Origin of the sequence: Pseudomonas graminis, from assembly GCF_004364335.1 — a bacterium.
In the GTDB taxonomy this organism is placed as follows: Bacteria; Pseudomonadota; Gammaproteobacteria; order Pseudomonadales; family Pseudomonadaceae; genus Aquipseudomonas; species Aquipseudomonas graminis_D.
In genome coordinates this window covers 341220-366470 of sequence record NZ_SOCR01000008.1, presented here as the reverse complement: position 1 = coordinate 366470, position 25251 = coordinate 341220, and the positions used below count along the sequence as shown (strand labels likewise).

The following is a 25251-nucleotide window of genomic DNA, read 5'->3' as shown; positions in this document are numbered from 1 at the left end:
GATCCCATCCCGAACTCAGCAGTGAAACGATGCATCGCCGATGGTAGTGTGGGGTTTCCCCATGTGAGAGTAGGTCATCGTCAAGATTAAATTCCGAAACCCCATCTGCGAAAGCAGGTGGGGTTTTGTTTTAAGTGAAGGTTATATATTTTAGCTGCGACGTTACGTCAGTAACGGATCGGCAACAGAATTTCTTGACGACCATAGAGTGCTGGAACCACCTGATCCCATCCCGAACTCAGCAGTGAAACGGTGCATCGCCGATGGTAGTGTGGGGTTTCCCCATGTGAGAGTAGGTCATCGTCAAGATTGAATTCCGAAACCCCAGTCTGCTTACGCAGACTGGGGTTTTGTCGTTTAAGCCACCGGCATTGAAGCGGCGAAGGCTTCCCTATGAGCGCATCACAGCTCCGGGCACGTTCTTCATTGCACCATCAGCAAAGCCCTGTAAGAACTCTCTGAAGCCCTCAGCGGTCATCGCGCTGTCATCTGTAGGTTCGGCAACGATGGTCCAGGTAGCGACGCAGCCGGCATTGTCCTTGGGGACAACTGTCATCGATGCCCAAAGCCTCCTCACACCTAGATTGTTGTAGATGGTTGTCCAGGTCATAGCCATAGCGTCGTCGTCATGTGAGTTGAGTTGCTCGACAACCACAAGACCACCCTCCTTGAATTTCTTGTAACGGACTGAGCCAGGACCGTTACCAATCACATCAATGCTCGCAAGCTCCGGAATGAATTGTGTGAAACCACCGAAATCGCCTACGACCTTCCAGACCTCGCGCGCTGGTGCGTTTATCGAGATCGCAGAAACCACAGGTTCTCCGCCAGGATTGGTAATCAGCGTATCCGGCGAAAGGGAGCCAAGGGTGTTGAGCGGCTGAATAGCGTTCATGTTGTTCTCCATAACTTAAGGGGATGTTGCGTTGGGGTGTATCAGATGAAGGCAATCTCTTTCAGGTACTCGCAGCCTTTGCGCAACAGCGCTGGAGTTTTTGAGGGGTAGCATTCGCCCATCCGTTGAACACCCGCATGGGCGTTCTGGTACCCGATCATTGATATGTCTCCGATGTCTTCCTCGAACCCGTCGAGATAAAAGCCGAGCACGCCGAATAAAGCGTTCTCGCTGTCCACGCGATTCAACTGGGTTTGCCACTCACTGACGCTGACCATCTCGAACTCATTGCCAGCCTCGCGGAACGCGCTGACGTAGTTAGTCCAGCTCAACGGCTCCGGATTGTGGAGGTTGAAGACTGCATGGGCTGGCTGGTAACGACTGGCGTGAAAGCCGATGAATCGGGCGAGGAAGTCGACAGGCATCAAGTCGAAGGTCATGGAGAAGTCTGGGACCTGGCCCAATTGCATCGACCCCTTGAGCATCAGCATCAGGCGGTTTTTGTGCGGCTGGCAGACGCCCGTCGTGCTGTTGAATGCGATATTGCCGGGCCGGTAGATGTTCACCCATGCGCCTCGCTCACAGGCTTGCTGAAGGACGCGCTCGGCGACCCACTTGGAGAGGTTGTAGCCGTTCTTGATGTAGATCGGCGGTGTCTCGGCGGCAGGAGCTTCGAGGACGCGACCGTCAAGCCCGACGGCGCTTGAAGCGGAAAGCGTAGAAACAAAATTGAGCACCTTCTTGCTGCGACCTTCACACAGCTTCAGGCATTCAAAGATCGGCTCGACGTTATCCTTGGCCAGCGTCTCGTAATCCTGGACATGGTTGACGTTGGCGGCGTTGTGCACCAGCGCGCCAAACTCGCGATCAAGCCGCTCATACACCTCGTTGCTCAACCCAAGCTGTGGCCGTGTGACGTCGGCGGCGTAAACCTGCACCCGCGCCAGATCTAAATGCTCAAGCCGGTTTTCGCGCAGTGCCAGGACAAAGCGGTCTTGCGCGGTCATCCCTGCGCTTTCGCGTACCAGGCAGGCAACCTCCGTTGCCCCCCACGCCAATAGCGCTTCGACGATGTGAACACCGAGAAAACCATTGGCACCAGTGACGATGACTTTATGCACGTCGCCCATGCGCTCCACAGGCAGTATCGGCAGCTCGAAGGGCGCCGAAGCATCCATGAATGCTTTCGGGCTGACGGTCCATGAGGTTGTGCCGTCGCTGTCGAGCAGTGACGCCAGATTGATCAGCGTTGGCGCCTCAATGAAGCGATTGATCGGGATGCTACGGCCGAACCGTTCGCGAATCCCCAGCAGCATCTGCGACAACAGAATCGAGTGGCCACCCAAATTGAAGAAGCTCTCGTCGGTTGAGATTTCGCCGGACGGAAGTTCCAGCAGATCGGCCCACAGCGTAAGGAGCCGCCTCTCGTTTTCGGTGTCGGGCAAACGACGTGGGGCGTGCTCCAGAAGGTTCACTGGCAGCTGCAGCAGCGCCTTGCGATCAACCTTGCCGTTGCTGGCAAACGGCATGCTCGCCAACTCCGTGTAGGCGGTCGGCCGCATGTAGTCGGGCAACAAAGCCGCGACATGCTCCTTGAGCAAACGCCGAGCGGCGTCCGGTTCTACGCCGTGCGGTTGCGCGAGGAAAGCCAGGATGCGTCGCTGGTCATCAATTACCACCGCGACTTGCCGGTACAGCTGGCTGTCGCGCAGGCAATGCTCGATCTCCTCAGGCTCGACCCTGAATCCCCGGATCTTCACCTGGTTGTCACGTCGCCCGGACAACTCGATGCCATCGTTCGTCCATTTGCCGATGTCCCCGGTTCGGTAGGCCCGAACGCTTTGGCCGTCACCCAGGGCGACATGCACATAATGCTCTTCGGTGAGGACAGGGTTGTTGATGTAGCCCAGGCACACGCCGGGACCGACGATAAAGAGCTCGCCGGGGGTCAGGTCCGCGACAGGCTGCCTATCCTCGTCGAGAATCAGGACTTGGCTATTAGCGATCGGACGACCCAAGTTGCGGTTGCTGCCACCGGGTTGAAACCGGCCGGCTGTGATCAACACCGTGGCCTCAGTCGGGCCGTACAGGTTATGGAAATGACATTGCGCTGCCAGGCGTTCAATCACGTAGGGCTCGCAGACATCGCCGCCGGTGCACAAGTGCTTGAGCTTCAGTGGTCGGTCAGTCGGCAGGATGCTCAATAGGGCTGGTGGCAGAAAGGCGTGGCTGAGATTCTGATCCAGCAGCTCGAACAGTTGCAGCGGATCACGACGCTGATCGTCGTTCGCCACGATCAGTTCAGCGCCGCTGAGCAGCGTGGGAAATATGTCGATGACCGATGAATCGAAACTCAGCGTCGAGAACTGCAGCACACGGCTGTGTTCGGAGAGCTCGACATGGTGTGCGTACCAGGCCGTGAAGTGGCTCAGGTTGCGCTGACTGAGCATTACGCCTTTCGGGTGTCCGGTCGTACCCGAGGTGTACAGCGCCATGCATGGCGCGTCGACCTCCGGGCAATAGCGCATGAACGACCGCCCCGTCGGCACGATCTCGATGTGACTGATGTCCAGCCCCGGCACAGCCACGCCCGCCAGCGGGTGACTCCCATCGTGCAGCAACATGGTCGCGCGCGCGTTTTCGAGGATGTACTGCTGACGCTGTAGAGGCTGGCTGGGGTCCAATGGCAGATACACTGCTCCGTTGCCCAGGATGGCGAGAATCCCGGCGAACAGCGCCGCAGATTTCGGCATACAAATGCCTATCACGACAGGTCCAGTCGATACGTGCGGCAGCATGGACTGTATCTGCGTCTGGATCGCGACGCTGTGCGCGCGCAGTTGGCCATAGCTGATGCGCTCGCCGTCGATACTCAGCGCGGTGCGCCCGGCGAATTTGCTGAAGCTATGATCAAGGCGTGCGACCAGCGTCTGCTCGGCAACGCGCAGCAACTCCGGCACCGCGGTGAAGTTGAAGCGGTGCTCGAAGGCCAGTCGGTCCAGCCGCAATAGGCTTTCCTGGCGTTCACTGTGAGGCGGATCGACGCGCTCGGCGCGCGCGAAATACTCGGTATCGCGCGAGAACCGGCTGATCAGCATCGCAACGTTGTCGACCAGTGTTGCGACCGCCGCGTCCCGCAACACGCATCCGTTGCCGGAAAGCTTGGCAGCCACGGCATGGCGCGCGATCAGGCGCTGCGCCGTCGCCGTCCCGAGCCAGCACATTATTTCCAGCTCAGGCAGTGTCTGCTCGCTCACTGGCGTAAGTCCTACCCGGAGGCCGAGATGAACGGCTGTCTGGAACACGCCCAACTCTGCGCGCGGCAGGTCCAGCGTGCCGTCCTCGATGAGGATCGATGCGGCTTGTGGCGCGCTTAGCTCCAGCGTTGCCTCGTCGCGCAGGTGGTGAATCAGATGCCCATGTGCGTTCAGTTCTGCACTCAGCTCACTCATCGCCTGGCTATGACCGATGAGCACAATCTCCAAGCGCTTCATTGCAAGCCTCCGGCCGGCAGATAGTCGGCAAGGGCGTGCTGAACGCAGGGTGAGTCCAGCATCGAGCTGGAGGTAAAGAAGCGCATGATGTTGCCCACCAGCGGATGGTGGCGATTGATCGGGAAGCACATCGCCTGCGTCTCTTCCCTGAGCGCCTGCTTAATCGGTTCTGCGACGGGCAAACTGTCGATCAGCACGAAGTCAAAAGACTTCTGAATGTCATTGGTTAAATACTGAGCAATGAACACGGGCAGGATCTGCGCGATGAGTTGCTTGTCCTGTTCGGGCGCTGTGTGCCAGTAGATCCTGACCAAACGTGCCCAGAAACCGGAGTGCCGCCCTTCATCGAGCAGGTGATCCGCCATGAGGCCTTTGACAGACTGCTTCACCGTGTCGTCTTTGGCGAACGCGGCCACGTCGTTGGTCACGGTGTTCTCGGCAATCGCCACGCAGATGAGTTCGACCGCGCTGCACAAGTGGTCCGGCGCCAAGGCAAGAGCAGCGGGGATGGCTCGGCTGAGTTCGATTTCCTGAGGCAACGGGATTGGCTGGACGCCGGTGAGTGCGATGGTTTGCTGCATGAAGTCCATCGCCACCAGTGCGTGGTAATCCTCATCGACGACCACCGTCATGGCGTCGTAGCGGCAAGCGAAGGGAAAGTGGATCGCGAAATTGTCTTTGGCGATGCTTCGCGCGGTCTTGTCGACAATCTCGGTCTCGAAAATCACCACGTCGTTGATGAACTTGTACAGGCTCTGCACCAGCGCCAGGTCGCGTAGATGGGCGCATTCACCGGTGAACGTCTCGCTCAATACAAGTGGCTGACGGCTGAGTGGGTAGATCAGCTTTTCATCGTTTTCGACGATGCGGCGCGGGCGTGTCCGAATGGTCGCGCGACCTTCCCAGGCATCGACGAATGACATGTAGTCTTCGGCTTTCATGATGGCGTCCTTGTGTGGAGGGCTTCTGGATTGCGTAGGCGAAGAGGGCTCATGCGCTGACTTCCCGCGCCGTTTCACGCAGGGTCAGTTGCAGGGCGTCCCACAGCGCGATGCGGCTGTCGACGGCAGCGATGGCGGCGGCGTACACCTCGCGCTGTTGCTGTTCATTGCCCGCGACTAGCCTGGCAAGCAACGACTCCGCAGCCGGGCCGTGATCTTCGGAGTCCACCTCGATGTGTCGTTCCAGGTAATAGCGAAAGGTCGGTGCCTTGTCGGCAGTGATGCCCCAGTCGTCGAGAATCCGCTGGAACATCTGCGGGATAACACTCTCGCGACCGTGCAGGAACGCGGCAGCGACGCAGTGCGCCGGCGCATTCAAAGCAATATCGAGGGTGTCGCGGACGAAGTGTGTGGCCGCTCGACCTGCGCCGACGCTGTCGAGCGCGGTTTTGTAGTGAATGCCTTCACGCAACAGTTCGACGAAATGCTCGATGCGTGCCGTGCTTGCGCCTATCTCCTGCATAGCGTCCAGGTACAGTTCGAAGTGGCTGTAATGATCGTGGCGTCCTGGCCGATCATCTGACTCCTCACCCAACACGATTTCGTTGATGAGCCGAGCTGCCTTCGCGTCTCGCGGCGGCAGCCAGGGGAGTCGGGTGCACGTCAGCTCCTGCTGCAGCCGTTTGGTCAGTGACATAAAGTCCCAGACCGCGAACACATGCACCTCCATGAATCGCTGCAGGACGTGCAGTGAATCGATCTCGGAAAAAACAGGGTGCGCGCTGAGTGCTGATTTCTTTGCGATAAGTTGCTGTTTAAGACTATCCATTTTTACGTCCTTGATGAGATCGAGTGCGTCACGAACTCTTTAATTGCCGCGAATAGCAGTCGTCTTAAGTTGTCGTATCAACAGCGCACAACATGACTTCCGTAAATGTCGGGTAATAAGGAGCTGCGAACGTTACTTCGTTAATGGTCAATAATCGTCAAGCTGGAATCAGGCATGCTCACTTGGCTGATGCCTGTGCTGACCAGCGTCCGTAGGCATGTAGCCGGTAAACGATGGTGGCCAGAAAACGTTAGAACAGTTTCAAATGGTTTCGCAAATACTTTTTAATATAATTAACAGCGTATATAAACCGGGCGCGAGAGAAGGCGATAAAACTTCTGCATAAAGTTTTATTGGGGCGAGCACAACCCTTCCGGTTTATTAGAGCCAGAATTGAAATTAATGAACGAATACCTCGTTCAGCGTTGCGCTTTATCGGGCTAATACAGTTTTTTGAGATTTTTTGGTTTGGGCGACATTCGGGGTTTCACTTCAATGTCTCCGCCCAGGGCAATGCTCCTTTTGCCGCTCCATGAGAACTGCCTTCCCTGAACCGGCTGCAGACCGATTCGTCGGACGAGTTTGCCTGAACACGGTGGTACACCGCGTCAACGACGGCCAAGTTTCACCATAGGTGCATTAGCAGCGGCCCGAGCATGGGAGGGCCGGCTTTTAGTCGCAGGAGTCTTCAGAAGGGAGGGCGTGAGGAATGCAGAAGGAGAGGGCGGCGGTGTTTGTTTAGCCGCCCAGCAAGCCGAGGTGCGTGTTGATGATGTGCAGCAGGCGGTCGCGTTGCGAGCTGAGGAAATCATGAGTGCCGTGAACTTCGATCAGTTCGAACTCGCGACGTGTGAATTCCCGCCATTTCATCATGCTACCGGCCGTAGCCACCGGATCATCGCTGCCGTACAGACCGGTCAACGGGATGTCCAGGCCCTCGTCAGCGCAGTGTGACCAGATCTCTGACAGCTTTACGTCGCTGCGCACGACAGGCTCCAGCAGCTTCAGGCGTTTCTTGTCGTGCGCGAACGTGCTCGGGATCACGCCCAACGTGATCAGCGCTTGAATGAAATCCTCCTGCGGCAGCGTATGCAAATACGGCCAGGGCTGTCGGCTGTCAGGGCTGCGGCAGCCGGAAACGAACAGATGACGCGTCAGATTTGGGTAATGACGCTGCGCCAGCTTGGCCATTTCATAAGCGACACGACCGCCAAAGCTGTGGCCGTAAAACGCATGGGGTTCGCTCAGATAGGGCTGCAACGCGAGGAAGGTGTCTTGCAGCAAGGGCGCCCACTGATCGTAGGGCGTTTCCCTGAGCCGGCTGCCGTGGCCGGGCAGGCGTAGCGTTACCAGCTCGATATGATCGGCAAGGCCTTCGGACCAGTTACGAAAGTGCTCCGGATCGCCTCCTACGTGAGGAAAGCAAATCAAGCGTGTCCTGACGGGCTGTCCGGAATTGACGACCATCAGCCATTTGTTCTTTTCGGCTTGCACTCAGCTTCCCCGTGCCTTGATAGAGGCGTCATAACCGTGGAGCCGGGTCCTTCGGCGCTTACGCCGTCATGAACGGCGTTCGTAGATACCTTGTGCTTATCGGCCGATTAGCCCGTGGCGAGCAAGGTCACGATTGAAACAGCAGCGAATGTCACTGGGTGACTGTACGATTTCGTGAGATCGCCGCAGGTTTTGCCTCTTCCGCCTTACGGGCGCTCAAGTAGGCATTGATAGCTTCAACACCACGATTCAAGTGGTGAGTCAGCGCCTCGACGGTGGCGTCCACATCTCCGGCGCCGGCCATTTCCAGCAATTCGTAGTGGTCGTTTTGGGACACCTTGCCCAGGTTCATTTGCTTGAGATTGAAACGCAAGAAGCGCTCTTCCTCGTTCAAGCCGTCCTCGACCAGTTTGAGCAGGCGCTTGTTGTGCGCCCTGGAATACAGCGCCATGTGGAACTGGCGGTTGAGCGTGCCCATGATGCTGTAGTCGGTTTCGGCCTCGAGCTGTTCGATGTACCCACGCGCTGTGCTGATGTCTTCGGCAGTCAGCAGCGGTATCGACTGTCGAAGCGCCTCGGACTCCAGCAGGATGCGCAACGCGTAGGCATCCGTAGCGTCCTCGTTGATCAACGGGGCAACGACCGCACCTTTGTGGGTCTCGACGCGCAGCAAGGATTGAGCTTCCAGCTGACGCAGCGCCTCGCGCACGGGCATGCGGCTGACACCAAAAAGCGTCGCCAGCTCTTGCTGGCGCAAGGCAATGCCTGCCGGCAGGCGTCCTTCAAGGATGGCACTGCGCAGTTTTTCTTCGATAACGGCACGCGCCATATGCGCAGGCGGCTGCTCATCGCCCAGGGTTTCCCGCAGAAATTGCTCTTTCTCAGTCCTGCGCATGCTTGATCTTCTTCGGTTGACCAGTTATTGGATCCAACGAAACACTAGAGACCGCTGCTAGCCTTGTCAAACTTTGATACAAGTTTAGCGGGCTGTCTCGGCGCGGCATTCTACAAGGGATTGAGCGTGGAGGTGTTGCCATCAATCGGGGACTGGGAACGGGATGCCCGGCCTCGGTCACGCAAGTCGTTTGCGGCAACCGAGGCGGGCTTCACAGTCGATCGGAGTCAGCTATAACGGCCCGTCACGAAATGCTGCACATCGTTGAAGCCTGGCGTGGACGCATGCCCGGGTGTCACGAGAGAGTCGATGAACGCTTCGTCCTCGGCAGTGATGTTCACGCTGAGCGCCTTGGTGTAGCTGTTCCATTGGTCCTCGGTGCGTGGCCCGACAATGGCAGAGGTCACGGCCTTGTTGTTCAACACCCAGGCGATGGCGAATTCCACCAGCCCTACGCCTTTGGCCTGGGTATACGCCTGCAGTTTCTGGGCGATGTGCAAGGACTCGCTGCGCCATTCGGTTTCCAGAATGCGCTTGTCCTGACGGCCGGCGCGGGTGCTGCTGTCCGGCGTTACATCAGGGGCGTACTTGCCACTCAACACGCCGCGCGCCAGCGGGCTATAGGGCACGACGCCCAAACCATAGAACTTCGCCGCAGTGATCTGCTCCAGCTCGGCCTGACGGTTGACGATGTTGTACAGCGGCTGGCTGATCACCGGTTTGTCGACGCCCAGACGCTGGGCGACGTTGACGACCTCGGCGATACGCCAGCCTCGGAAGTTCGACACGCCCCAGTACCGGATCTTGCCCTCGCGAATTAGATCGCCGATGGCCGACACGGTCACCTCGAGTGGCGTGTTGTGGTCTTCCTTGTGCAGGTAATGAATGTCGATGTAGTCGGTGTCGAGACGACGCAGGCTGGATTCGATTTCATTGAAGATATGCTTGCGATTCAGGCCGCTGGAGTTCGGTGCGGTGTTGCCCGAGCTGCTGCCGACTTTGGTGGCCAGGATCCACTCGCTGCGCCGGCTGGCGATGGCCTCGCCAACGATTTCTTCAGATCGGCCGGCGTTGTAGACGTTGGCCGTGTCAATGAAGTTGACGCCTTCATCCCAGGCCTTGTCGATGATGCGCAGGGACTCTTCGGTGCCGGTCTGCACGCCGAACATCATGGAGCCCAGTGTCAGCGTTGAAACCTGGAGGCCGGATTGGCCAAGGGTGCGGTATTTCATTGCTCGATATCCTTTTCGTCAGGGAAGTGGAAATCAGGACAGTCTGGGACAGGCTTGCAAGGCGTCTCGTGAAGGCCGATCAGACCGAAAGCTCTAGGCCGGACATACTCACCTGTTTGAGCAGGTTTTGAAAAGTGACAAATGACGGAACCGCGTGTGGCTGAGCGCGGGCTCAGAGCGAGATGTCAGCGTGAGTCAGCTTCGCCCGTCGCCCGGCCAGAAAGCACAATGTGCCGCCCATGGCGGTCAGGCACGCCAGGACATAAAACATGGTCGGCGCCGGGCAATTGATCAATAAGTAGCCGCAGATCACCGGGCTCAACGCTCCGCCGAAAGCTGCCAGATTCTGCGCACCCAAGTAACTGCCACGAAGGTGATCGGGTGCGATGGTGTCGACGAACAGGTATTCGGCGGGGTAGATGATCATCTCGCCCAGCGTAAAGACGAACATCGCGACGCACCAGGCCAGTGTCGTGTGGGCGAAACTGAAGCCTGTGAGCCCTATCGCGAACAATGCAGTGCCGAGGCAAATCCAGTACGGCAACTGCTCGCGCTTGAGAAAACGGCCGATCTGGTACTGCATCAAAATGACCGTTACCGCATTGCAGGCCAGTACGGCTGACAGGATGTTCAACGCCTGTTCCGCCGAGTGCGTGACCAACAGAAACTGCGACAGGTACAACGTATACCGGCCATGCACGATGGTGCTGAGCAAGCTGCCGCCCGTGAACAGAATCAGCGTGCGGTCATTTTTCAGCGTGACCAGGGTGTCGAGAAAGCTGCGCGGTGGGTGTTCGGTATCTGCGACTGTGCGCGGTATGCCGAGCATCAGAAAAACACTGCAGAACGCGATGCCGCTGGCGATTAAAAACGGCGCCAGTGGCAAGTGCCCGGCAATGACCACGCCCAGCATCGGGCCTGTGGCGTAGCCGATATTGGTGAGGGTGTAGCGCAGCGAGAAGACCTTCGCACGCTGCCCGATGGGCAGGTTTTCGCTGATGATTGCTTTGGAGCCGATCAGAAACAGCGCCGAGGCCGTCTCAGTGATCACCAGCGTGAGGGTCGTCAGATAGATGTTGTGGGCGAAGGTCAGCAGCGCGAAGCCGACGGCGCTGGACAGCATCGCCAGGATCAGCAATTTGCGCTTTTCCAGCCGGTCGATGACGTAGCCACCGTAAAGCCCCAGCAATGTGGCGATGAACACCGCAAGGCCCATCAACAGCCCGACGTCTTGCTGGTTGAGCCCCAATCTTGTGCTCAGGAACAGTGACAGTAACGGGCTGGTCATCGCCCTGCTCATGACGATGGTCAGCGAGCAGATCATCAAGCGGCGGATGACGAGTGAGTAGGCGGGCACTCTGGGTCTCCTTTATGTCAGCGCTTCCTTGTGTAGGAGGGCGCTTGCCCGCGAATGCGTCATGCCTGATATCGAGTCAGGGGCTGACACACTTCAATCGCGGGCAAACGCGCTCCTACAGAAATCCATGCTTATTGTTCGTCCGTGGTACGTCGCGTAGCCGTTTACTTCCCCTGATTCATTCCGACCTTGGCCACCGCACCCTGCTCCAGCTCCCACTTTTTGAGGATCTTGCCATAGGTACCGTCGTCGACCATGGCCTGCATCGCTTCAGCAACGGCCGCCGCCAGTTCAGGGTTGGACTTGCTGACGCCCAGGCCGGTGAACTGTTTGGAGATTGCCAGGCCGAGGGGCTTGTAGGTGTCTTTCTCCTGGGACATCAGGTATGGGATGGTTTCGCTGCCCTGCATCGCGGCGTCGAGCCGGCCCTGACGTAGCTGCGCGCGAGCGTCGGCCGAGCCTTCCGAGCCGCTGACGATGATCGCCGGCTTGCCTTTCGCTTCGCAGTTTTCCTTGCTCCAGCCAGCAATTTCCGCCGGCCAGGTGGTGCGCCGGCTGGTGCCGACTTTCTTGCCGCACAGATCGGCAGGCTCATTCAGATCAGCGTTTTTGGTCAGCGTGTACAGCTGCGGTCCGCTGGCGAAGTAGTCGATGAACGTCACCGACTTCTGCCGCTCGACCGTGTCAGTCATGCCCGACAGAATGATATCGAAGCGTTTGGTCACCAGGCCGCTGACCATTTGCTCGAAGGCGGTCTCCTGCCATTTGATCTTGACGCCCAGACGCTCGGCCAAGGCGTTGCCGAGATCCACGTCCAGCCCCGTCAGTGTGTTGGTGCTCGTGTCTTTGAAATCCATCGGCGGGTAATTCGGCACAATGGCGGCGGTGATCTCGCCCTTTTCCTTGAGGCTGGCGGGCAGCGCGGCGAACACCGACGCGGACGCCATCAGGCCGGCGAGCACACTGGGGATGAGGATCTTTTTCATGGTCGTTCTCGTTTGTTCTGGTTTAAGTGCGAACGGCAGAAATGAAGCTTTGGGTTCTTGGGTTTTGTGGGCTTATTAGAATGTCTTCCGGGGTGCCGGCCTCCACAATCTGGCCGCCGTCCATGAACACCATCCGGTTGGAAACTTCGCGGGCAAAGCCCAGCTCGTGTGTCACAACGATCATGGTCATGCCGCTGTGCGCCAGGTCACGCATGACCGACAACACTTCGCCCACCAACTCCGGATCGAGGGCGGAAGTGGGTTCGTCGAACAGCATCAGTTTGGGCCGCATCGCTAGCGCGCGAGCGATCGCGACACGCTGTTGCTGGCCGCCGGAGAGCTCGACGGGGTAGGAGTGGCGCTTGTCCGCCAGCCCGACGCGGGCCAGTAACTCGGTGGCTTCTTCGGTGGCTTCTTTGGGCGAGCGTTTGAGCACCTGAATCGGGCCTTCGATCACGTTTTGCAAGGCGGTCATGTGCGGGAAGAGATTGAAGCGCTGAAACACCATGCCGGTGCTCAAACGCTGCCGGGCGATCTGAGCGTCCGTCAGTTCGTGCAATTTAGTACCGACGATGCGGTAGCCCACCAGTTCGCCGTCGACCCACAAACCGCCCTTGTCGATTTTTTCGAGCTGATTGACACACCGCAGCAGCGTGCTCTTGCCCGAGCCCGAGGGCCCGATGATGCACAGGACTTCGCCTTGTTCGACTTCAATGCTCACGTCTTTGAGGGCGTGGAACTGGTCGTAGTATTTGTTCAGGCCGACGGCTTTGACGATGTTTCTCATGCTGATTCTCCTGGGCCTGACTTACGAACGCTTGCCGGCGCCGCGGGCAAAACGCAGCTCCAGCCGGCTTTGGCCGAACGACAGGACCGTCACCACCGCCAGGTACCAGATCCCCGCGACGATCAGCAGCTCCATGACCCGGGCATTGGCGTAGTAGATGTTCTGCGCGTTGTGCAGCAATTCGGAATACTGGATGACGCTGGCAAGGCTGGTCATCTTCACCATGCCGATGAATTCGTTACCGACCGGCGGGATGATCACGCGCATGGCCTGGGGCAGAATCACCCGACGCAGTGCCTGCAGGCGCGGCATGCCGATGGACTTGGCGGCTTCGTACTGACCGGTGTCCACGGACAACAAACCCGCGCGCACGACCTCAGCGGTGTACGCGCCCTGATTGATGCTCAGACCCAGCAACGCGGCGACGAAAGGCGTCATCAGGCTGACCGTGTCGATCTCGAACACGCCGGGAATACCGATGGCCGGAAAGATAAGCGCCAGGTTAAACCACAGCAGCAACTGCAGAATCAGCGGAGTGCCACGAAACAGCCAGGTGTAGGTGATCGCGACGTACCGCAAAATCGGATTTGCCGACATGCGCATGATGGCCGTGACCACACCGATGACTACCCCGAGAACCATCGCCAGAATCGACATGATGATGGTGTTCAGCAGCCCCCACAGAATGGCTTCGGAGGTCAGGAACTGGCCGATGTAACTCCACTCGATCTGCCCGTTGGCAAACGCGCGAGCCAGGCTGCCCAAGGCGACGATGATGAGGGTCGCGAAGAAAATGCGCCCGTAGTAGCGGCGTGGGACGTGTTCGTACTGGGTGATATCGAACGCGTTTTCCGTCTTCCTTCGCTCGGCTTGCAGCTGCTCCGCCTGATTCTGATTCATGTGTCTCTCCGAAGCTGTGTGCAGACCGCGCCTGCCTGATCTGGTCAACCCTATCCAGTCTCCGGGCCACGACGTAGGCCCGTCGTTACAACATGGAATCGTCCTGGATAGAAGGCAGTTACGAATTGAAAGTCCTGATCAAAGTGTCAGGTTAATTGAAGTTGGATCCGCTTTTGGCCTATGTAGCGGACTAGGGCGTGCGCGGTTGCCAATCAGGTTTATCTGTGTTCATTATTATCAACCGGGCACGTTTTTGTTGTGAGTCAGAGCCTGTTGAATCCAATAGGCGAGGTCAATAAACATTATGGAAACTCCACTTTCCAATTCTGGAAACGTGCCGCCTAAACCGGGAGTTCGCCCCCCTCTTACTCTCAGCGGAATGGACTTCAAGCTGTTGCGGGTGTTTCAGGCCGTGGTGGAGGCGGGTGGCTTCAGCGCCGCCCAGAACGAGCTGAATGTGGGCCTTGCCGCCATCAGCAAGCAGATTTCGGACCTTGAAATTCGTATCGGCATGCGCCTTTGCACGCGAGGCCGGGAAGGGTTTCATCTGACCGAAGAAGGCAAGCTGGTCTATCAGGCGGCTATCGAATTATTCGCGTCGGTGGACAGTTTTCGCGACCGGATTAGTTCTGCGCAGAATGAGTTGATTGGCGATTTGAGTATCGGCGTAATTGATAACACCCTGACCGATAAAAGTTCGCCGCTCATTGCCGCACTCAGACTAATGCACGATGAAGCGCCCAAAGTCAGACTGCGCCTGCAAGCGTCCCAATTGGATGAAGTCGAGCGTGCAATGGTCGAAGGCCGCGTAAGCCTTGGCATCGTGCCGGTGTATCAGCGGCGGGAAGAGTTCGATTATTTCGAGTTGTACGAAGAGACCTCTCACGCCTATTGCGCAGTGGGGCATCCGCTGTTCGAGGCGGATGACAGTGCCCTGAGCATCGACAGCCTGCGGGCATTCGACATCGTGAATCATCGGTATGCGATCCATCGTGACAAGGCAAGCTTCGTCAATTCCGACAGCCAGTGCGCCTCGGCCTCACAGGTCGAAGCGGTCGCCATGATGATCCTGACCGGCCGCTTCATTGGCTTTCTCCCCGAACACTACACGCGCCATCTGATCCGCGACGGCCAACTGCGCGCCCTGCGCCCCGATCTGATCTTTTTACGAACCCCCGTCAACCTCATCCTGAGACACAGCGCCCCACGGAGCCCGCTGGTCAAGGCATTCGCTCGGGCGTTGGGGGTGGATTTGAGGGTGGGGCTGTAGGGTAAATTTCACGCGATTGCCGCGAACGTGAGCCCGGTGGCGTGTACCACTTGGCGCATGGTTTTCAACGTGGGATTTCCTTTGGGGGATAGCGCTCGACGAAGGCTCTCATGGGGTATTCCGGCTTTCTCTGCTATGAATGCTATCCCGCCTCGAGCTTCGACAACATGTCTCAACGCCGCAAGAAAGCCAGCATCGCCGCCTTCTTCGTCCAATTCTTCAAATGCAATTCGCAAATACTCTGCTGCGAATGCGGGGTCGTCCCGAATCATCGCAATGACTGTTTCGTCGTGATCACGTGAGCTCGTCATGGCCTTCTCCGCTGATAGTCGTGCCAGCAATCAATGGCTTTAACAATGTCAGATCGCTGGTGGCGCTTATCGCCTCCCAGAAGCAGCAAGATTAGCTGCTTACCTGCCTGGGCGTAGTAAACCCTATAACCCGGTCCGGGATCGACCCGCAATTCCCACACGCCACTTCCAACAGGCTTGCAGTCGCCCAATGCGCCTGCAGCTACCCGGTTGATGCGCGTGGTGATTCTGGCTTTCGCGGATCGGTCTTTGAGCTCATCAAACCATTGCAGATAAAGATCGTCGCCGTTTGCGCTGAGGTAATGTCTGACTTGATTCATGGGGCGAACAATAGCGTTGATGCAATCGATCAATATGCCCGTCTGAACGGATGTGCCCGGTAGGAATTTTCAGCGCGAACGCATGGCCTCGATCTTTCCCCTCCAAGAATCTAGGCCAAGCGCGCCTCCGCATGCGCAGATAATCAGCTGCTAAAGCCCGGCAAACCCCAATCCTCCAGCGGAAACTCGGTCAGCGAACCCAATATCAGGTCGGCATGCGCGTACTGCTCGATCGGCATGTGCGAGTCCGGCACGGCCACGGCATACATCCCCGCGGTCTTGGCAGCAGTGATGCCGAAAGGCGAGTCTTCAAACACCAGACAGTCCTTCGGGTCCACGCCCAGGTGGCGCGCTGCAGCCAGGAAGATATCCGGCGCAGGCTTGGCCGCCGTGACCTCAGCGTGATCCGCTGTCACCACGTCTTTGAACAGTTCAAACCAGGCGCGGTGATTGCTCGTCTTCGCGTGGAAATAGTGAAGGGAAGAACTGGTGCCCACCGCAATCGGGATGTTGTGCTCGGCGAGGTGACGCACCAGTGCCTCGGCGCCACGCATCGGCACGGCGTGGGGGAAGCGCTCGTCCAGCATCGGCTGGCGAACGGTCAGGAACTCCTCGGGAGACATCGGCAGCTCGAGCGCGCTGATCACGTACTCGGCGAAATCCTGCGAGCCGCGGCCAATGGAATGCTGCTTCACAGCCCAGTCGAACGTCTTGCCGTGCCACTTGGCGATGGTGTCGGTCACTTCGGTGTAGATGCCTTCGGTGTCCAGCAGCAGGCCGTCCATGTCGAAGATCACCGCTTTGACCGGACCCTTGGGCTTTTGCACTTCGCTCATCTCATCGATCCCGTTAGCAAATTGGCGTCCAGCCTAACGCTTCGGCGAACGTCGTGGCTAGGCGCAACGGCTGCAAAACGTTCTCGCCAAGTGCTAATCTCGCCGGGCTCTCGGCAGCGCAAGGTGCTGCACGGCCGCTCTGTGTGGCGCCGAAACCCTCCGGGGTCAAGGAAGGCAAGACCTCTCTTCAAGAACGGACATCTTCGAGTCGACACATGAAAAAATCAGTCAACATCGCCGTAGGCGTCATTGTAGTTGCGGGCGTCCTCGTCACCGCTGGCGCCTGGTACACCGGTAAAAGGCTGGAAGGCGCACTCAGCGACGCCATCCAGCAAGGCAATCAGCAGCTTCAAGCCGCGTTCGTCGGGCATGAAGGCAAGGCGAGTGTTGAGCTCCTGTCCCTGGACCGCCACTTATTCACCAGCACCGCGCACTACAAGCTGAATATCCAGGACCCTCAATTCAATGAGGGCAAGCCGGTCGAGCTGCTGTTTGTCGACAACATCGAGCACGGCCCGTTGCCGTGGAGCCGCGTAAAATCGCTGCAATTGCTGCCGGTAATGGCCGCCAGCAACGTGCAGATCGAGAAGAACGCCTTCTCCGAAAAATGGTTTGCCATGACCAACGGCCAGCCGCCGCTGACCGGCCACTTCAGCATGGGCTACGACCGCGCGGCATTGGGCCGGGTGGATTTGCTGCCGTTTGAATTCACCGATCAGACCGGCGCGTTCAAGTTTTCCGGCTTCACCCTGAATGCCTCGGGCTCGGGTGATGGTCAGAAGCTTGAGGCCAACGGTGTGCTGGGCAGCGTCGACGTCACCGCCACCTCCGAAGAAGGCCCGGTGCACCTGACGCTCAAGGATTTCACCTTCAACACGGGTGGCACTAAGGGCAAATCGGGTTTCTACCTGGGCCATACCGACGCGAAAATCGCCACGGCCACGTTCCAGGCGGCGGGCCAGCCGGCCATTCAGCTCAAGGACTTCGTCAACACCAGCCTGATGCAGGAAGTGGAAGGCAACCTAAACGCGCAGGTGAGCTACGACATCGGCAACATCAGCTTCAACGGCAGCGACATTGGCGCCATGCAGATGCTCTGGAAGTTCGGCAATTTCGATATTGCTTCGACCCAGGCGCTGATGAAGATCTATCAGGAGAAAGTGCAGCCTCAAGCCCAGGCCGCCGCCGCGATGGGTGAATCCTACACGCCACATTTGAGCCCGGCTGATCAGGCGCTGGTCCAGGCCGAAGTCAGCAAGCTGCTGAGCGCCAAGCCGCACATCGAGCTGGAAAAGCTTTCGCTCAAAACAGCCAGCGGCGAGAGCCAGTTCAACCTGTCGATGGACTTGGGCAACCCTTCGGCGCTCGATCAGCCGGGCGCGGAATTGCTTAAACAGTTGCTGACTCAGCTGGACGCCAAGCTGGTGCTCTCCAAGCCGATGATCAAGGATCTGGCCGCACTGCGCGCCAAGTCTGCCGGTCTGACTGACCCCGCCGCCATCGCGCAGCAGGCGCAGGGCGCAGCGGATTCGGTGGGCGGCATGGCGGTCATGTTGCAAATGGGCAAGGTCGATGGCGACAACATCGTGTCCAGCCTGCATTACGCCAATGACGTGGTGGACTTCAACGGCGTGAAAATGTCGGGGCAACAATTTGCCGCAGCGATGATGGGCAAGTTTGTGATGCTGAACGGCGGTCAATAAGTCTTGCCGGCCACCCTTTGGGTGGCCAGGCAACTTACTTTTACCTGTCTTCAGACTGGCGGCTGGCGCGCGATTTCCGTGGGTGCTTCATGGCCTTCGCGCTCCGGCTGCACGGTGCGCGAAGACATCTCCGCTCGCAGCTGAGGCAGGCACTGCGGATACTGCCGGGCAACGAAACTGATCAGCCGCTCGCGCATGTGGCATCGCGCGTCCCAACTGCGCGATGAATCCGCCGAGCTCAACAACACCCGCAACTGCATCGCTTTGTCGGTGGTGTCCGTGACCTGCAACACGCAGACGCGGCCATCCCACAGGTGCGGGATTTCCTGGCAGATACGCTCTGCTTCCTCGCGCAGCTCCTCCAGTGGCAACGCGTAATCCACCCAGAGAAACACTGAGCCAATCAGGCTCGACGTGCTGCGCGTCCAGTTCTGGAAGGGCTTCTCGATGAAGTACTGCAACGGAATCACCATCCGCCGCTCATCCCAGATCTTTAGCACCACGTACGTGCCACTGATCTCCTCAATGCGACCCCACTCGCCCTCAACAATTACCACGTCGTCCAGGCGAATCGGCTGAGATATCGCGATTTGCAGGCCTGCAATCAAGTTGCCCAGCACCGGCTTGGCCGCGAAACCGGCGGCCAGTCCTGCGAGCCCTGCCGATGCCAGCAGGCTCGTGCCGATCTGTCGCACTGGCGGGAAGCTCATCAGAATCAGCCCGGTACCGAACAACAGCACCAGCACATTCAGGCAGCGCACCAGCACCCTCACTTGCGTCTGGATGCGGCGGGCTTGCAGGTTGTCTTCGATGTCCAGCGGGTTGCGGATCGCGACCGCTTCGCCAATGGCCTTCACGCAGCTCAGCGCCAGCCAGGTGAACCCGGCCACCACCAGCATGCCGTTCAGATGCCGCACGCCGTTGATCAACATCAGATCATCGGGGGCAGAGGTCCAGACGGTTTGCAGGGCCAGCAGCGGGATCAGCCACAAGGTCGGCGGTTCGGCGCGATGGAGGAGCTGCTGGGCGAAGACGAAGGATTTCGAGACGCGTCGGAGCAAGACCAGCGCAATCCAGCGTCCCAACAGCGCGATGCCAATCGCGACGGCGGCGGCCACGAGGGTATTGAGCCAGGGCAACGGCAGCGCGTTCAGCCAGGCTTGCGGGAGTACGTGTTCCATAGAGGGGGTCACCAACAGGACGGTTCAAAGGCAAGAGGTGTGAGCTCCCTCGGTGCTCAATGTTCCCTGATCAACCCGCCGCCGCTGAAATCGTGACGGGCTGGAATCAGCGAGCCAGAGCATCCGACACGTTTACTACAAGTCGAATGCGCTGACCAGATCAGGCTAGTGGCCGGGCGACGCCTGACTGTCTGGCTCTTGCTGAAGCGGCCATGGCATCGCGTGCGCGCAACACCATGGTAACGGCTTGTCTTTCACACACGCTGAGGCAGTGAAAGTTACCACGCTCTGTGGTCCGTCTTGGCATTAGCAGCCTTTGAACGGATTCCAGCCTTGTTCGCCTTTAATTTCCTTGAGGTAGTAGGCGTAGTTTGTGGTCCTTGCATAAAAGGCGTTTATAGCGATACCTACAGCAAGATCCAACTGTTTGGCGTAGGCAAAGTCGGTCGCGGAATAGAAGATTTCCGACACGACACTAACGGCCAGCAAAATACCGATCATCGTCAGGTTTTTCTTCCACAAGCCCAGGACGAACAGGTAAATCGGGCCAAAGAAAAACGCGATGATGTTCGCGTTGATCTTGATTCTCTGCCGGAGAGGCAGCTTCAGCCACGCGGGCTTGAACGTCGGTGAATTCGGCGCGCCGTGCTCGTCAAAAAATGCGAAACGTTGCTGCCATTTCTCGCTGTAGCCGTTACGGCTTTGTACTTGATCTGTCGTGTTCATTTTGGCTTTCCTTAAGGTCCTTGAGTGGTGTTTTCTTCCCGGATGTCCTGGGTGTTGCTTGTTGTTATGCGTTGCTGACTCCTCGAAGTTCTTGAAGGGCGGCGAAACGCTCCATCGCGCGTCGCTGCAGCCTCATGAGTAGGAATGTTCCTACAGGTGGGAAATTGTTTCTCATTTTTTTTACAGGTTGCAAGAGCGTCCAGATGCCGTCCAGGCGTGACCCCCGCTGAAGCACGCCAAGCCCGCGAAGCCGTTAACGCAGCAGGCGGAATGTCTCACGCACATGCTCGGTGAGCGTTGCCGGGTTTTCCATCGCAGCGAAGTGCCCCCCGTGCTCGGCCTCAGCGAAGAACCGCACGTCCTCGAAACGCGCCTCTGCCCAGCGCCGTGAGAGGCGAAGCAGCTCGCCTGGGAACATACTCACCCCCGTAGGGATGGGGAGAGCGGGAGCAGGGCCTTGATGTTGCATTTCGCGCATCCCTTCCCAGTAGAAACGGACCGAGCTTGGTCCCGCATTAGGCAGCCAGTACAGCATGATGTCGTCGATCAGCGCATCGAGCTCGATGACCCGCTCCGGCTCTCCGCCGCTGTCGGAGGCATCCTGGAACAGCGCGTAAACCCACGCCGCCAGGCCTACGGGCGAATCGGCCAAGGCGAAGCCTATCGACTGCGGCCGGGTGCTTTGCACCTTCATGTAACCGGACAGCTCTCGCTCATAGCGTTGCGCATCAGCCAGCATGCGTTGCTCTTCAGGGGTGGCCTGCGCGATCTCCGCTTCAGTGGGTTGGTACATCACCATATTCAGGTGAATGCCGATCAGGCCAGGCGGGCGCATGTGCCCAAGTGCGGTGGTTACGGCCGCGCCCCAGTCCCCACCTTGGGCGGCCCAGCGCTGGCCATATCCCAAGCGGTCCATCAATTGCGCCCATGCCGCAGCGGTTTTACCCACGCCCCAGCCCGGCGAACGTGGCTTATCACTGAAACCAAAACCCGGAAGCGCCGGGATCACCAAATGAAACGCATCGCTGGCCTCGCCGCCATGGGCGGTCGGGTCGGTGAGGGGGCCAATCATCGCCCTGAACTCCAGAATGGAGCCTGGCCAGCCGTGGGTCATCAGCAAGGGCAGGGCGTCGGGGTGAGGCGAGCGTATGTGAAGAAAGTGAATGCCAAGGCCATCGATCTCGGTCCGGCTACTGTTCCACTGGTTCAGTTGGGTCTCGGTGGCCCGCCAGTCGTAGCCATTACGCCAGCGCTCGACCAGCGCACGTAGACGCTCAAGCCTGGGCCCCTGGCTGTTGTCGGATACCGTCTCGGGGTCAGGCCAGCGGGTTTGCGCCAGGCGCTGTGCCAGGTCGTCGAGTTGCGTCTGTGGGATATGAAGGGGGAAGGACTCGATAGGTTGGCTCATGGGTTGATCCCTTGCACATGGGTACGGGCCAATGTGTCACGGACGGATGCCCACTCACGTTGGCCATAGCGGTCGTTGTCCAGGTTGAGCAGCTTGCCGCGCCCACTCATCATGTCTCGCAGGTATTGCATCCCTTGCCAGGCGGGGAAGGGCTTTTCACTGGCAGGCGTCAGCGCGCGCACCACGGCGATAAGGGCGGACAGCGTGCCGATATTCCCGGGGCGCAGGGTGCGGTATTGCTGCCCGCTCAGCTCGGTCAGGATGTTGGCAATCTGCGCAGGCGACACACTGTTGCCGGCAATGCGCAGAAAACGCGGCGTGTGGGGATCCAGCGCGGCGTCGGCGGTGAAGGCGGCTACGTCGTCCTTGGCAGTGAAGTCCAGTGGTTGTTGTGCGTCGCCGAAATGCAGCACCCGGCGGCCGGGTAGAACAATAGGCGCGTCGCCTTCGAGCAGCTCCAGAAAGCCGCCGTTCAGGACAGAGGTGACGGCGATGTCGGCTGTATCGAGTCGGGTGGCGAAGCGCCGGCGAAGGTCCAGGTTGCGGTTATCGCCAGGACGGGTACGGGTGTAGTCGAGCGAATAATCCGAGGGGATGAACCGGGGCACACCAGCCGCTACCGCGGCCTCCAACAGTCTCCCTTGCTGCTTGATGATTACCTCTTCCAGGCCGTTGAGCGTGGACACCACGCACCCCGCGCCGGCGATGGCACGGCGCAAGCCCTGAGCGTCATCCAATGAAACGGGCGTGATCGCAATACTGCTATCGCGTAGGCCCGCCAGACGGGTTTGTTCAGTGCCTGGCCGAACCAGCGCAATGACATGGGCGCCGCGCTCAACCAGCGCCCGGACTACGCGGTGGCCCAAGTCTCCCGAGGCGCCAGCAACCACAATGGGTGAAGCAGTCGTGTGATCCACAAAGCGCCTTCCTGGTCAGTTTGAAAAGGGTGAAAAGGGTGAAAACGATAACGGCCTGCGTCGATTTAACTGAACCTTACCGTTTAGTTGACGCGCAGCACCACCTCAGAGCGGCGCCGGTAGGAGACCGAGAGCAATTGATCCAAGCCATTCCCGAGCGAGTGGAATGAGGGTCTGAAGCTGGTTCAGGTCGCCGGTTTGTTGAAGTGAGCATTTTGGATTCCAACGGCTTGCCACGTAATGGGTCTGAAGTTTGGAAGCTTTGCGGGCGTTACGGGGTGATCAACTAAAAGCGACACGTGTGAGGACTGATTTGTTCAATGCTGTGGGCGCTGAATATTCAAATTCGAAGTTGCAATGTGCGAGGGTGTGCCCACACTTACGGGAAAGAGTAAGTGTCTTTCGTGTTTGGCTTAAACGCTACCCTCCAGCGACGGGAAAGTTCCCTGAGTGACCAGCTCTGAAAAGCCCAATTCGTCCCCTCTCGAGTTGCGCCAAGGATCTGTGCAAACCGGCAAAGCCCAGTGGATCCAAAGCCTCCGGGCACAGCCGCCGCCCATCGGGCTCACAAAAAATTGACAGAAAAAACTGAACTTTTCATCTGTGATAGTTACGCCGATAAAAATAGATTATTAAGTCGATAGTGCAGGGAAAAAGTGATTTTTCACTAAAGTTTATTTGCGTCGAGCCGACGTTTAAGTCGTTAGGAATGGCATGGAGTGGCCCTCTCCTATGTGAATACCTATAACCTGCTGAGGGCGCCATGCTAAAGAACATATTAATCAACATGACTGTCAGGTCGAAGCTGGTACTCGGCTTCACCTTGGTGATCATTTTTACCGTACTGATCGCTTTCACGGGTTGGACAGGTATCTCCTCACTGAGCGAGCGAAGTGAGCGCGTGTCTGACATCGCGAAGCTCACAACGCTGACGCGAGACATGCGCATAGCCCGGCTGGTCTACGGCCAGAATTCTGACGACGCCAACGCTGCCACCTGGCTAAAAGCCTATGACAACCTGGACGCTCATCTGGCTTATTTGCGGCAGATACTGGACTCCGAGCTCAACATTCCCCATGTAAAAACCGCAACAGCCGCAATGACGGTCTACAAAGGTTTTTACAACGACATCATCAATGCGACCCATACTCGCGAAGCGAGTCGAGCCGTGTCTGGCAGCGCCGCCGATGAGGCATTGGAGGTGCTGCTACGCTTAGACACGCTCTCCAATTCGCCAGAGGGCACGGCCGCACAGCGAGATGCCATCGGACAAGCGCTGACGCTTTTTCAGAAAATGCGTTTTGATGTGCGTGGGTACACGTTCACGCTAAAGCCTGACGCGCAGCAACTGGCGATCGCTTCAATCGCTGCGGCCGTAAACAACGCCCAATCTCTGCAATCCGCTGGATTTCAACCTGATGCCATCAAAGGCTTTCAGGCTTCACTGAATAAATACCAGGCTGCCATTGCTCAGTTTTCGGAAGCGCAGGTCGCCATTAACCAAGGCCAGGCAGGTATCACGAAAAACATCGAAGTCCTGCTGGCTTCCGCCGATCAGTTGGCGCAGAACCAGGTTTCGCTGCGTATTGAGGACGTTGATCAAGCCAACAAGATGTTGATCATATGGCTCAGTATCGCGCTCATCATCAGCGCATTGGCTGCATGGGTCATCACTCGCCTCATCGTCGGGCCGCTTCGCGAGGCGCTGCAATTGGCTGATCGAGTCGCCAACGGCGATCTCACCTACAGCGAAGTGACGGCAAGGCGAGACGAACTGGGCCTGCTGCAAACCAGCATGCAAAAAATGACCACCAACCTGAGGCAGTTGATGGGTGGCCTGCGCGATAGCGTCACTCAGATCGCGAGCGCTGCCGAACAGCTGTCGGCGGTGACCGAGCAGACCAGCGCGGGTGTTAACAGCCAGCGAACCGAAACCGATCAAGTCGCAACGGCCATGAATGAAATGGCCGCCACTGTTCAGGAAGTGGCGAGAAACGCAGAGCAGGCGTCAGATGCGGCGGTCAGCGCCTCGAAAGAAGCTCGCGATGGCGACGCAGTTGTTGCCAAGGCAGTGCTTCAGATTGAAAAACTCGCCACCGAAGTCGGCCATTCGAAAACCGCGATGGATGAGCTCAAACAAGAAAGCAACAAGATCGGTGGCGTGCTTGATGTGATCAAGGCCGTTGCCGAGCAAACCAACTTGCTGGCTCTCAATGCCGCTATCGAAGCTGCGCGCGCTGGCGAAGCCGGACGAGGTTTTGCGGTTGTTGCAGATGAGGTGAGAAGTCTTGCGCAGCGCACCCAGGCTTCGACCGAAGAAATTGCGACATTGATTGGTGGTCTGCACAGCCGGACCGCACAGGTTGCGACCACGCTGGAAAACAGTCGCGTCCTGACTGACAGCAGCGTGGAGCTGGCGCGGGATGCGGGAGCTTCGATCGGCAACATCAGTCGATCCATTTCAACCATCGAATCGATGAACCAGCAAATCGCCGCCTCTGCCGAAGAGCAAAGTGCAGTGGCTGAAGAGATCAATCGCAGTGTTCTCAGCGTAAGGGACATCTCCGAACAGACCGCTTCCGCCAGTGAACAAACAGCAGCGTCAAGCGTTGAGCTGGCGCGTTTGGGTGTGCATTTGCAGGGGTTGGTGAGCAAGTTCGTGGTGTAAACGGCCGGGAAGATGATCTCTCGGTAGGTGGACGGTCCGATGCTTAATCGCTTTCTGAAGCATCGAGCTGTCCAGCCATCCTGCGTCTGGTAGATACCTAC

Annotated in this window: 21 protein-coding genes, 2 rRNA genes and 1 pseudogene; 6 read left to right on the top strand and 18 right to left on the bottom strand. The window is 58.3% G+C overall.

The genetic code is table 11. The features are described 5' to 3' along the window. Both rrf (EC919_RS17710) and rrf (EC919_RS17705) read left to right on the top strand, forming a co-directional pair. Positions 1 to 86, top strand: a 5S ribosomal RNA gene (gene rrf, locus EC919_RS17710); the annotation flags it as partial. Positions 87 to 193: 107 nt separating this feature from the next. Beyond that, positions 194 to 309: ribosomal RNA gene (gene rrf / locus EC919_RS17705) — 5S ribosomal RNA — on the top strand. 82 nt (positions 310 to 391) lie between these two features. On the opposite strand, the gene EC919_RS17700 is transcribed toward rrf (EC919_RS17705), so the two are convergent. From EC919_RS17700 to EC919_RS17650, 11 genes are all read right to left on the bottom strand, one after another. Next, complete coding sequence (locus EC919_RS17700; RefSeq protein ID WP_243842279.1) at positions 392 to 895, bottom strand: SRPBCC family protein; 504 nt, start codon at positions 893 to 895, stop codon at positions 392 to 394. Between the two features lie 41 nt (positions 896 to 936). Continuing rightward, complete coding sequence (locus EC919_RS17695) at positions 937 to 4389, bottom strand: non-ribosomal peptide synthetase (protein WP_133775703.1); 3453 nt, start codon at positions 4387 to 4389, stop codon at positions 937 to 939. Then, on the bottom strand, positions 4386 to 5330 hold the full coding sequence (locus EC919_RS17690; RefSeq protein ID WP_133775702.1) for a diiron oxygenase: 945 nt from the start codon (positions 5328 to 5330) through the stop codon (positions 4386 to 4388). Before EC919_RS17690 ends, EC919_RS17695 begins: the two co-directional genes overlap by 4 nt. A 49-nt stretch (positions 5331 to 5379) precedes the next feature. Beyond that, positions 5380 to 6159 (bottom strand): DUF3050 domain-containing protein, encoded by a 780-nt coding sequence (locus EC919_RS17685; RefSeq protein WP_133775701.1) that lies wholly within the window; start codon positions 6157 to 6159, stop codon positions 5380 to 5382. A gap of 738 nt (positions 6160 to 6897) precedes the next feature. Further along, the gene (locus tag EC919_RS17680; protein WP_133775700.1) at positions 6898 to 7653 is read right to left on the bottom strand and encodes a thioesterase II family protein; all 756 of its coding nucleotides are present in this window, start codon (positions 7651 to 7653) and stop codon (positions 6898 to 6900) included. A gap of 151 nt (positions 7654 to 7804) precedes the next feature. Further along, a complete protein-coding gene (locus tag EC919_RS17675) occupies positions 7805 to 8548 on the bottom strand; it encodes a GntR family transcriptional regulator (protein WP_133775699.1) in 744 nt (247 codons plus the stop codon). A gap of 227 nt (positions 8549 to 8775) precedes the next feature. Further along, entirely contained in the window at positions 8776 to 9780 is a 1005-nt protein-coding gene (locus tag EC919_RS17670; RefSeq protein WP_133775698.1) for an aldo/keto reductase, read from the bottom strand. 172 nt (positions 9781 to 9952) lie between these two features. Continuing rightward, positions 9953 to 11137, bottom strand: a complete 1185-nt coding sequence (locus EC919_RS17665; protein WP_133775697.1) for an MFS transporter — start codon at positions 11135 to 11137, stop codon at positions 9953 to 9955. A gap of 164 nt (positions 11138 to 11301) precedes the next feature. Beyond that, complete coding sequence (locus EC919_RS17660) at positions 11302 to 12123, bottom strand: ABC transporter substrate-binding protein (RefSeq protein ID WP_133775696.1); 822 nt, start codon at positions 12121 to 12123, stop codon at positions 11302 to 11304. 22 nt (positions 12124 to 12145) lie between these two features. Then, positions 12146 to 12910: an amino acid ABC transporter ATP-binding protein gene (locus tag EC919_RS17655; RefSeq protein WP_133775695.1), complete on the bottom strand. Its 765-nt coding sequence runs from the start codon at positions 12908 to 12910 to the stop codon at positions 12146 to 12148. Between the two features lie 21 nt (positions 12911 to 12931). After that, positions 12932 to 13810 carry an amino acid ABC transporter permease gene (locus tag EC919_RS17650; protein ID WP_133775694.1) on the bottom strand — a complete coding sequence of 293 codons (879 nt, stop codon included), beginning with the start codon at positions 13808 to 13810 and terminating at the stop codon, positions 12932 to 12934. Positions 13811 to 14114: 304 nt separating this feature from the next. Here EC919_RS17650 and EC919_RS17645 point away from each other — a divergent pair, with 304 nt between their 5' ends. After that, positions 14115 to 15080, top strand: coding sequence for a LysR family transcriptional regulator (locus EC919_RS17645; RefSeq protein ID WP_133775693.1), 966 nt, complete (start codon positions 14115 to 14117; stop codon positions 15078 to 15080). An 8-nt stretch (positions 15081 to 15088) separates the two neighbouring features. Here EC919_RS17645 and EC919_RS17640 read toward each other — a convergent pair whose 3' ends face one another. The 3 genes from EC919_RS17640 to EC919_RS17630 all read right to left on the bottom strand — a co-directional run bounded on the left by EC919_RS17640 (position 15089) and on the right by EC919_RS17630 (position 16547). After that, entirely contained in the window at positions 15089 to 15391 is a 303-nt protein-coding gene (locus tag EC919_RS17640) for a DNA-binding protein (protein WP_065990926.1), read from the bottom strand. Continuing rightward, positions 15388 to 15711, bottom strand: a complete 324-nt coding sequence (locus EC919_RS17635; RefSeq protein ID WP_133775692.1) for a type II toxin-antitoxin system RelE/ParE family toxin — start codon at positions 15709 to 15711, stop codon at positions 15388 to 15390. The genes EC919_RS17640 and EC919_RS17635 overlap by 4 nt, the downstream gene beginning before the upstream one ends. Before the next feature lie 143 nt (positions 15712 to 15854). After that, entirely contained in the window at positions 15855 to 16547 is a 693-nt protein-coding gene (locus tag EC919_RS17630) for an HAD-IA family hydrolase (RefSeq protein WP_133775691.1), read from the bottom strand. Positions 16548 to 16762: 215 nt separating this feature from the next. Between EC919_RS17630 and EC919_RS17625 the strand changes: the two genes are divergently transcribed. Next, the gene (locus EC919_RS17625) at positions 16763 to 18250 is read left to right on the top strand and encodes a YdgA family protein (protein ID WP_133775690.1); all 1488 of its coding nucleotides are present in this window, start codon (positions 16763 to 16765) and stop codon (positions 18248 to 18250) included. Positions 18251 to 18300: 50 nt separating this feature from the next. On the opposite strand, the gene EC919_RS17620 is transcribed toward EC919_RS17625, so the two are convergent. From EC919_RS17620 to EC919_RS17605, 4 genes are all read right to left on the bottom strand, one after another. Continuing rightward, positions 18301 to 19431, bottom strand: a complete 1131-nt coding sequence (locus EC919_RS17620; protein WP_133775689.1) for a mechanosensitive ion channel family protein — start codon at positions 19429 to 19431, stop codon at positions 18301 to 18303. Positions 19432 to 19737: 306 nt separating this feature from the next. Beyond that, a complete protein-coding gene (locus EC919_RS17615; RefSeq protein WP_133775688.1) occupies positions 19738 to 20157 on the bottom strand; it encodes a DUF2628 domain-containing protein in 420 nt (139 codons plus the stop codon). Between the two features lie 253 nt (positions 20158 to 20410). After that, positions 20411 to 21565 (bottom strand): epoxide hydrolase family protein, encoded by a 1155-nt coding sequence (locus tag EC919_RS17610; protein WP_133775687.1) that lies wholly within the window; start codon positions 21563 to 21565, stop codon positions 20411 to 20413. Continuing rightward, positions 21562 to 22482 (bottom strand): NmrA family NAD(P)-binding protein, encoded by a 921-nt coding sequence (locus EC919_RS17605; RefSeq protein WP_133775686.1) that lies wholly within the window; start codon positions 22480 to 22482, stop codon positions 21562 to 21564. Before EC919_RS17605 ends, EC919_RS17610 begins: the two co-directional genes overlap by 4 nt. Before the next feature lie 763 nt (positions 22483 to 23245). Here EC919_RS17605 and EC919_RS27910 point away from each other — a divergent pair. Both EC919_RS27910 and EC919_RS27905 read left to right on the top strand, forming a co-directional pair. After that, a pseudogene (locus EC919_RS27910) lies at positions 23246 to 24295 on the top strand (methyl-accepting chemotaxis protein); the annotation flags it as partial. After that, on the top strand, positions 24278 to 25150 hold the full coding sequence (locus tag EC919_RS27905) for a methyl-accepting chemotaxis protein (RefSeq protein ID WP_432213831.1): 873 nt from the start codon (positions 24278 to 24280) through the stop codon (positions 25148 to 25150). The pseudogene EC919_RS27910 and the gene EC919_RS27905, both read left to right, overlap by 18 nt. Positions 25151 to 25251: the final 101 nt, after the last annotated feature.